Source organism: Terriglobales bacterium (genome assembly GCA_035457425.1).
In the GTDB taxonomy this organism is placed as follows: Bacteria; Acidobacteriota; Terriglobia; order Terriglobales; family Acidobacteriaceae; genus JACPNR01.
Genome location: DATIBR010000179.1, coordinates 23,730 through 31,587, shown reverse-complemented (window position 1 = coordinate 31,587; position 7,858 = coordinate 23,730). Strand labels below are relative to the sequence as shown.

General features: G+C 66.0%; 7 protein-coding genes. 6 read left to right on the top strand and 1 reads right to left on the bottom strand.

Features of this window, described 5'->3' with window-relative positions:
* The first annotated feature begins 173 nt into the window (after nt 1–173).
* Both aroF and VLA96_13730 read left to right on the top strand, forming a co-directional pair.
* On the top strand, nt 174–1,223 hold the full coding sequence (gene aroF / locus VLA96_13735; protein ID HSE50263.1) for a 3-deoxy-7-phosphoheptulonate synthase: 1,050 nt from the start codon (nt 174–176) through the stop codon (nt 1,221–1,223).
* 179 nt (nt 1,224–1,402) lie between these two features.
* Nucleotides 1,403–2,524, top strand: coding sequence for a beta-propeller fold lactonase family protein (locus VLA96_13730; GenBank protein ID HSE50262.1), 1,122 nt, complete (start codon nt 1,403–1,405; stop codon nt 2,522–2,524).
* A 33-nt stretch (nt 2,525–2,557) separates the two neighbouring features.
* On the opposite strand, the gene VLA96_13725 is transcribed toward VLA96_13730, so the two are convergent.
* The gene (locus VLA96_13725) at nt 2,558–3,265 is read right to left on the bottom strand and encodes an NAD-dependent deacylase (protein ID HSE50261.1); all 708 of its coding nucleotides are present in this window, start codon (nt 3,263–3,265) and stop codon (nt 2,558–2,560) included.
* A gap of 46 nt (nt 3,266–3,311) precedes the next feature.
* Between VLA96_13725 and VLA96_13720 the strand changes: the two genes are divergently transcribed.
* The 4 genes from VLA96_13720 to VLA96_13705 all read left to right on the top strand — a co-directional run bounded on the left by VLA96_13720 (nt 3,312) and on the right by VLA96_13705 (nt 7,731).
* Nucleotides 3,312–4,361: a UDP-N-acetylmuramate dehydrogenase gene (locus VLA96_13720; protein HSE50260.1), complete on the top strand. Its 1,050-nt coding sequence runs from the start codon at nt 3,312–3,314 to the stop codon at nt 4,359–4,361.
* A gap of 57 nt (nt 4,362–4,418) precedes the next feature.
* The gene (locus VLA96_13715; protein ID HSE50259.1) at nt 4,419–6,044 is read left to right on the top strand and encodes a FecR domain-containing protein; all 1,626 of its coding nucleotides are present in this window, start codon (nt 4,419–4,421) and stop codon (nt 6,042–6,044) included.
* A 71-nt stretch (nt 6,045–6,115) separates the two neighbouring features.
* Nucleotides 6,116–7,072 carry a protein-methionine-sulfoxide reductase catalytic subunit MsrP gene (gene msrP / locus VLA96_13710; protein ID HSE50258.1) on the top strand — a complete coding sequence of 319 codons (957 nt, stop codon included), beginning with the start codon at nt 6,116–6,118 and terminating at the stop codon, nt 7,070–7,072.
* Complete coding sequence (locus tag VLA96_13705) at nt 7,072–7,731, top strand: protein-methionine-sulfoxide reductase heme-binding subunit MsrQ (GenBank protein HSE50257.1); 660 nt, start codon at nt 7,072–7,074, stop codon at nt 7,729–7,731. Before msrP ends, VLA96_13705 begins: the two co-directional genes overlap by 1 nt.
* Nucleotides 7,732–7,858: the final 127 nt, after the last annotated feature.

Below are 7,858 nucleotides of genomic sequence, written 5' to 3'. Positions count from 1 at the left end.
GGGTGAATCCTTGATTTTATCAGGTCGTCGGTCGTCGGCTGCCGGTCCTCGCCCACCCCGTTCGTGGCCGACGGCCGACGACCGAAAGCCGACGACGGGTTTTGAACAGCGATCCCCTTAGTGCCTGCCCGGTTAACACCTCTGCTAAACTACCGTTTCCGGAGCCCCTACCCATGCTGATCGTGATGCAGGCGCACGCCACCGAAGAGCAGGTGCGCGCGGTCTGCGAAAAAGTCCAGTCGCTCGGCCTGAAGCCGCACCCCATCCCGGGCGCGAGCCGCACCGCCATCGGCATCACCGGCAACGAAGGCGCGGTCGAGACCGGCGTGTTCGACGACATGGCGGGCGTGGGCGAGGTCATCCGCGTCACCAAGCCCTACAAGCTCGTCAGCCGCGACATCAAGGAAGAGAACACGATCATCCGCTTCCCCGCGCTCGACGCCTCGGTCGGAGGCAAGGAGCTGGCCATTATGGCCGGGCCGTGCGCCATCGAGAGCCGCGAGCAGGCGTTCGCAATCGCCGAGCGCGTGCGCCGCGCGGGCGCGAAGTTCTTCCGCGGCGGCGCCTACAAGCCCCGCACTTCCCCGTATTCGTTCCAGGGGCTCGGGGAAGAGGGCCTGCGCATCATGGCCGACGTCCGGCAGAAGTTCGGACTGGTCATCGTGACCGAGGCCATCGACCACGAGTCGCTCGACCTGGTCGAGGAATACGCCGACGTCGTGCAGATCGGCGCGCGCAACATGCAGAACTTCTCGCTGCTCAAGAAAGCCGGCCGCTCCAAGAAGCCGGTGCTGCTCAAGCGCGGCATGTCGGCGACGCTGGAAGAGTTCCTGATGGCGGCCGAGTACATCATGGCCGAGGGCAACTACAACGTGATCCTGTGCGAGCGCGGCGTGCGCACTTTCGCCGACCACACCCGCAACACGCTCGATCTCTCGCTCGTCCCCGCGGTGCAGCGGCTCAGCCACCTCCCCATCGTCGTGGACCCGAGCCACGGCACCGGCAAGCGCAACAAGGTCCTGCCGCTCTCGCGCGCCGCGGTCGCCGTCGGCGCCGACGGCCTGATCGTCGAGGTGCACAACGACCCCGACCGCGCGCTCTCCGACGGCATGCAGTCCATCTTCCCCGACCAGTTCGACGATCTGATGAGCCAGATCCGCCAGATCGCCGCCGTCGTGAAGCGCAGCGTCCCGGCCCAGCAGGCAGTCGCCGCAGTCCGCTAGACAGCACACAAATTATGACGGGTCATGCTGAGAGACCGAGGGGCCCTGGCGTTTTCACCAGCCGGGGTATGGGTCTCGAAGCACCTGGGTGTTCCCAACATCAAGGTCCTTCGTCGCTGCTCGCACGCCGGAGAAAGCGCGCGCTCGCCCGCCGCGCCGGGCTCCTCAGGATGACCCTGGTGGGAGGGTTCGCACTCCTGGTCCTCGGCTGCGACCCCAAGCTCCCCAACTATCCGCCCGCCTACCGCGAGTTCGCCTACGTGACGAACGGCGCCGCCGACACGGTCAGCGTCATCGACCTGCTGCACTTCCGGGTCGAGAAGAACATTCCCGTGGGCAAGAGCCCGACGGGCGTGGCCGTCAACCCGGTGAAGAACGAGGTGTACGTCGTCAACACAGACTCGGCGAACGTGAGCGTGATTGACGCCGAGACCAGCACCGTGACCCACACCATCGGCGTGCATGGGCACCCTTACTTCATCGACGTCTCGCAGGACGGCAAGCGCGCCTACGTCGCCAACGCTGGGTCGGCGAATGTGAGCGTGCTCGACCTCGAGCAGCACCGCGTGCTCGCGACCATCGGCGTGGGAGCGCGGCCCGACGTGGCGCGCGTCTCGCCCGACGGCGGCACCGTCGTCGTCAGCAATCGCGAAGGAAATTCCGTCTCCATCATCGACACGAAGACGCTCGCGGTCCGCGCGACCATCCCGGTATGCCAGGCGCCCGAGCAGGTCGCCATCGTGCCCTACGCGCCCAAGGCTTTCGTTTCGTGCTCGGCGTCGAACCAGGTCGCCGCCGTCGACTACGAGAAGGGCGTGCTACTCACGCTGCTCGACGTCGGCAGGACGCCCATCAGCCTGACGCTCAAGCCTGACGGCGGCCAGCTCTTCGTGCACAACTTCGAGGCGCAGTCCATCTCCGACATCAACACGACGACGAACGAGGTCGGCGGGACCTACCTGATCGGGACGAACCCGGTGCGCGGCGTCGTCACCAGCGACAACAGCCTGCTCTACGTGGCGAACTTCGGCTCCGATTCAGTCGCGGTGTTCTCCATCGAGAACGGCCGCGTGGTCTACTCGGTGCCGGTCGGCGCCAAGCCCGACGCGCTGGCGCTCACGCCCAACCAGACTTACCTGCTGGTCTGCGACACCGAGGCGGGCGAGGTCGCGGTGGTGCGCACGCGCGTCGGCGCCGGCGCCGGCATCCCGCCGGTGCTGCTCACGATGATCCCGGTCGGGCGCGAGCCGCGCCAGATCGCCATCAAGAACTTCATGCTGCGCAAGCCCCCGCGGCAGTGAGTTTCTCGTTTCTGATTTCTCGTTTCTCGTGATTTAAGAGGGCTGAAAAAGCGTCGGCACCAGCTCCGTCGCCGTCCCCTCGAAGCACCGGTCGAAGGCATGAGCGTTCGCCGGCTCTTCCGGGCCGAGATAATACGTGCGCGCGCCGCGATGCCGCGCGATGCCGGCGAAGCTTGCCGCCGGCTCCACCACGCCCGAGCTCCCGATGGTGACGAAGACGGTCGCCCGTTCGAGCGCGCGGAGGATCTCGTCCATGAAGTACGGCGTCTCCCCGAACCAGCAGACGTGCGGCCGGATGATGGCGCCGCAGTCGCAGCACGGCACCTCCGCAAGCGACTGGTAGACGCCGCGGTCCTCGAAGGGCCCGCGGTCGCAGCGCGAGCACCGGCTGCGGAAGAGCTGCCCGTGCATGTGCACCACGCGCTGGGAACCGCCGCGCTCGTGCAGCTCGTCCACGTTCTGCGTGCACAGGTACATCCGGCCGCTCATCCGGCGCTCCAACTCGGCGAGCGCGCGATGCGCCGCGTTCGGCTGGCAGGTGTTGTGCACTTCCCTGCGCCACGAATAGAACTGCCACACCGTCTCGGGGTCGCGCGCGAAGGCCTCGGGCGTCGCCAGGTCGGTGGCGCGATGCGTGCGCCACACGCCGCCCGCGCCGCGAAAGGTCGGCAGGCCGCTCTCGGCGCTGACGCCGGCGCCGGTCAGCACGAAGAGACGGTCGGTGGGGCAGAGCTCGATCATGGATTTGTGATTTGTAATTTCTAACTTGTAATTGATACTTGCAAGCGTGGAAATCCGCGAACAGGTGCCGCTCGCCCCGCTGACCACCTTCCAGGTCGGCGGGCCGGCGCGCTGGTTCGCCGAGGCGCGGACGCCGCAGGAAGTCCTCCAGGCGGTCGACACCGCGCGCGCCAACAACTGGCGCCTGTTCGTGATGGGCGGCGGCAGCAACCTGCTCGTCGCCGACGCCGGCTTTCACGGACTGGTCCTGCGTATCGCCATCCCCGGCCTGGATGACCGGATGGAAGATGGCAAGCGCGTCTTCGAGGCGGGCGCAGGCGAGGACTGGGACCGCTTCGTCGCGCACGCCGTCGCGCGCGAGTGCGCCGGCGTGGAGTGCATGGCCGGCATTCCCGGCACGGTCGGCGGCACCCCGGTGCAGAACGTCGGCGCCTACGGCCAGGAAGTCTCCGACAGCATCGTCTCCGTGCAGGTCTTCGACATGCAGCGCGGGGCCATCCGCGACCTGTGCGCGGAGGCTTGCGGCTTCGGTTACCGCACCTCGATCTTCAACACCAGCGAACGCGGGCGGTTCGTCGTGCTCATGGTTACCTACGCGCTCATCCCCGGCGGCACGCCGATGCTCGAGTACGCCGACCTGAAGAAGCACTTTGCCGGCAAGAATGAGCGGCCTTCGCTCGGCGAAGTCCGCGAAGCCGTGCGCCAGATACGGCACTCGAAGGCGATGCTCATCGTCGAGGGCGACCCGGACTGCCGCAGCGCGGGCTCGTTCTTCAAGAACCCCATCGTGGATGCGGCGACCGACGCGCGCCTGCTGAAGCTGGCCGAGCAGCGCGGCCTGACACCGCCACGCTTTTCCACGCCGGAGGGCATCAAGCTCTCGGCCGCGTGGCTGGTGGAGCAGTCCGGTTTCCAGAAAGGCTATGCGCGGGGCGCGGTCGGCATCTCGTCCAAGCACAGCCTGGCCATCGTGAACCGCGGCGGCGCGACGGCGGCTCAGATCCTGGCGCTCAAGGACGAGATCCAGCAGCGCGTCCGCAGCACCTGGGAGATCGACCTGGACCCCGAGCCGGTGCTCCTGGGCTTTGACGAATAGCCTCCGCCGTCATACGATTGCGCTCCCCCTTCCGAAACCTCGACTACGGAGGCCTTGATGCGCCGCCTGTCTATCGCCCTCGTCCTGCTTCTTGCCGGCGCCGCCGCGGCGCACGCCCAGCAGAGTGTCGGCAAAGTCGACCGCCTGATCCCCGCGGGCTTCATCAACCGCGGCTCCGCTACGAACGAAGCGAAGAAGGCCGACACGGTCGAGTGGAACGACATCCTCCGCACCAATGACGCCGGCCGCATGCGCGTCGCCATGGACGACGGCTCCATGCTCTCCATCGGCGCGCACAGCGAGCTGCGCGTCATCAAGCACGACCCGCAGTCGAACCAGACCATCATCGAGATGCTCTACGGCAAGGCGCGCGCCAACGTGGTACCCATCAAGAAACAGGGCGGCGGCTTCCAGGTGCGCACCCCGACCGCCGTCATCGGCGTGCTCGGGACCACGGTGGACGTCGAGACGGCGCAGGTGGTCGGTACGGTCAGCGAAAAGGAACTCGAGAACGTCCCGGCCTCGCGCCGCAACGTCGCCGACCTCATCAACCTGGTTCCCGGCGCGATGCCCGACAAGAGCCGGCCCGACCAGCCCACCATCGCCGACTACCTGATCGACGGCACCCTGGTGAAGGCGCGCGACCACAGCGTCGCCGTGCGCAGCATCGATCCCGAGATCATCGAAGGCGTGGTGGTGCTGCCTGGCCAGTGGACTTGGGTGAAGCGCGGCATGCCTCCCACACCGCCACGGTTCGGCGACCCGCAGCCCGAGGAGTGTTCGCAGGGCGCTTGCGAATGTCCGCAGAACTCCTGTTCCGACTTCTACGCCAACGCCAATCCGCAGACCGCCTCGACGCGCCAGTCACGACCCCAGCTCACGCAGTCGGGCGTCCGCAACCCGGCGATCTGCAGTTACGAGACCATCACTCTCGGCCTCCAGAATGCCATCACCCAGAGCGGTCCCGGCCACTCGGGACAGGCGCGCGTCATCCTCGACAACGTCATCGATTACGACATCGTCGGTCGCGGCACCTCGACGGGGCAGGTGTTCGACGTGCGCGTCAAGAACCTCACGGACTGCCCGCTCAACATCCAGATACCGGCGGGCTCGGTGCTCGAGCCGAAGGGATACGTCGGTCGCGTCCTCAAGGGCATTCTGCTCGGCAGCGGGATGCCGCCGCTCAAGGACTTCCAGGTCATGATGGCGGAAGGCGGCTTCGGCGAGATGCCACCGGCGCAGGGCGCGGGCGATGACTACTTTCCCGGCGCCATGTACTACGTTCCCCCCAGCGCCCAGGAGGTCGTCTTCACGCTCCGGGGCTACTGCCTGGAACTTCACAAGCTCGCACCGCATGCCAAGACGAATTACAAGTTCGCCGATGCCGGCGACATGCAGAAGATGGCGCCGAGCTTGAAGGTCATGGAAACGGCCAATAAGCTCGCAGCCATGCGCCAACTCGGTTCGCAGATCCACTCGCTCGACAGCATCGTGCAGTGGTCGCTCTGGGCCTCGCGCGAGAAGATGAATGCCAAGGAGTTCCGCGAGGAGTTCTTCAAGCTGGTGAAGAAGAATTACGAAGGCCAGAAAAAGAAGTTCGACAAGAACGCGAAGGCCACCACCGAGAAGATGGTCGACGACCTCTGGCCCCTGGTCCAGAAGGTCCTGACGGCGGCTCGATAGTCCGTAACTTTTCGACCGCGGCAGAATCTAAACAGGCGAAGGGCACGTACGTCCTGCGGAAGGGTGCGTCCATGCTGATCAAGAAGGCCGCCGGCATCCCGTCGTCGGAGATCACGCCGAAGCAGACCTATCTCGACCGCCGCAAGTTCATGGCGGCCGGCGCGCTGGCGCTGGGCGCGGTCGCTTGCAACAAGATCGCGGAACTGGCCTCCCCGGAATCCGCGCAGGCCGGAGCAAAGCTCAGCTTCACGAGAAACCCCGCGCTCAGCACCACCGAGACCCCGAACACCTTCAAGCAGATCACCACCTACAACAACTTCTACGAGTTCGGCACCGACAAGGAGGACCCCGCCGCGAACGCCTGGCGCCTCAAGACGCGGCCGTGGACCGTCGCCGTCGAAGGCCAGGTGAAGAAGCCGAAGACCTTCGACATCGACCAACTGCTGAAGCTCGCGCCGCTCGAGGAGCGCATCTACCGCCACCGCTGCGTCGAAGGCTGGTCGATGGTGATGCCGTGGGTCGGCTACTCGCTCTCCGAGTTCATCAAGCAGTGCGAGCCCACGTCGAAGGCGAAGTACGTGCAGTTCGTCACGCTCAACGACAAGCAGATGATGCCGGGCGTCAACACGCCCGTGCTCGACTGGCCCTACGTCGAGGGCCTGCGCATGGACGAAGCCATGCACCCCCTCGCGCTGCTGTGCTTCGGCCTCTACGGCGAGGTGCTGCCCAACCAGAACGGCGCGCCCGTCCGCACCATCATCCCGTGGAAGTACGGCTTCAAGAGCTGCAAGTCCATCGTGAAGGTGAGGTTCGTCGAGAAGGAGCCGAACACTTCGTGGAACACCTCCGCGCCCAACGAGTACGGCTTCTACTCCAACGTGAATCCCACGGTCGACCATCCGCGCTGGAGCCAGAAGGACGAGCGCCGCATCGGTGAGTTCAAGCGGCGGCCCACGCTCATGTTCAACGGCTACGGCGACCAGGTCGCCTCGCTCTACGCCGGCATGGACCTGCGGAAGTATTACTGATGGCACGGCTGCGCTTCCGCTGGTCGAAGATCCTGCTGTTCCTGCTCTGCCTCGCGCCGGCCGCCGAACTCGCCTACCGCTTCTGGGGGACGACGCACGGCGCCGAGCCCGACCTCGGCGTCAACCCGCTCGAGTACCTCACGCACGCCACCGGCGACTGGACCATCCGCTTCCTCATGTTCACGCTCGCGGTCACTCCGCTGCGCAAGCTGCTGCGGATGCCGGTGCTCGTCCAGTACCGCCGCATGCTGGGACTGTTCGCGTTCTTCTACGGGCTCGCACACCTGACGACCTACCTCTGGTTCGACAAAGAGTTCCACTTCGCCGAGATCCTGCCCGACATCGCCAAGCGCCCCTTCATCACCGCCGGCTTCACCGCGCTGGTGCTCATGCTGCCGCTGGCCATCACCTCGACCGCCGGCTGGATCCGCCGGCTCGGCGGAAAGAACTGGCAGTGGCTCCATCGGCTCGTCTACCTGAGCGCGCTGGCGGGCGTGGTGCACTACTGGTGGCTGGTGAAGTCCGACATCCGCAAGCCGGCGATGTACGCCGCCATCCTTGCCGTGCTCATGGTCTTCCGCATCGCCCAGTGGACCCTGCCCGCGCTGCGCGCGCGGTTTTCCACAGGCGGCATGGCCACCGCCAAGACTTCCAGCTGAAGTACTCCTTCACCTCCACCGCGTAACCATCTGATTCCCTGCTGCTTGTCCCCTGTTTGTAATCTTTTGCAAAAGAATCCTGGCGCGCCGTTCTGCCAATGACAGTAGAATCTGCCCACTCAACCAA

Bases quoted from the DNA above. Each gene is read 5' to 3' on its own strand.
- VLA96_13715 (HSE50259.1), top strand. From the start codon at position 4,419: ATGCGCCGCCTGTCTATCGCCCTCGTCCTGCTTCTTGCCGGCGCCGCC.
- VLA96_13725 (HSE50261.1), bottom strand. From the start codon at position 3,265: ATGATCGAGCTCTGCCCCACCGACCGTCTCTTCGTGCTGACCGGCGCC.
- VLA96_13705 (HSE50257.1), top strand. From the start codon at position 7,072: ATGGCACGGCTGCGCTTCCGCTGGTCGAAGATCCTGCTGTTCCTGCTC.
- msrP (HSE50258.1), top strand. From the start codon at position 6,116: ATGCTGATCAAGAAGGCCGCCGGCATCCCGTCGTCGGAGATCACGCCG.
- aroF (HSE50263.1), top strand. From the start codon at position 174: ATGCTGATCGTGATGCAGGCGCACGCCACCGAAGAGCAGGTGCGCGCG.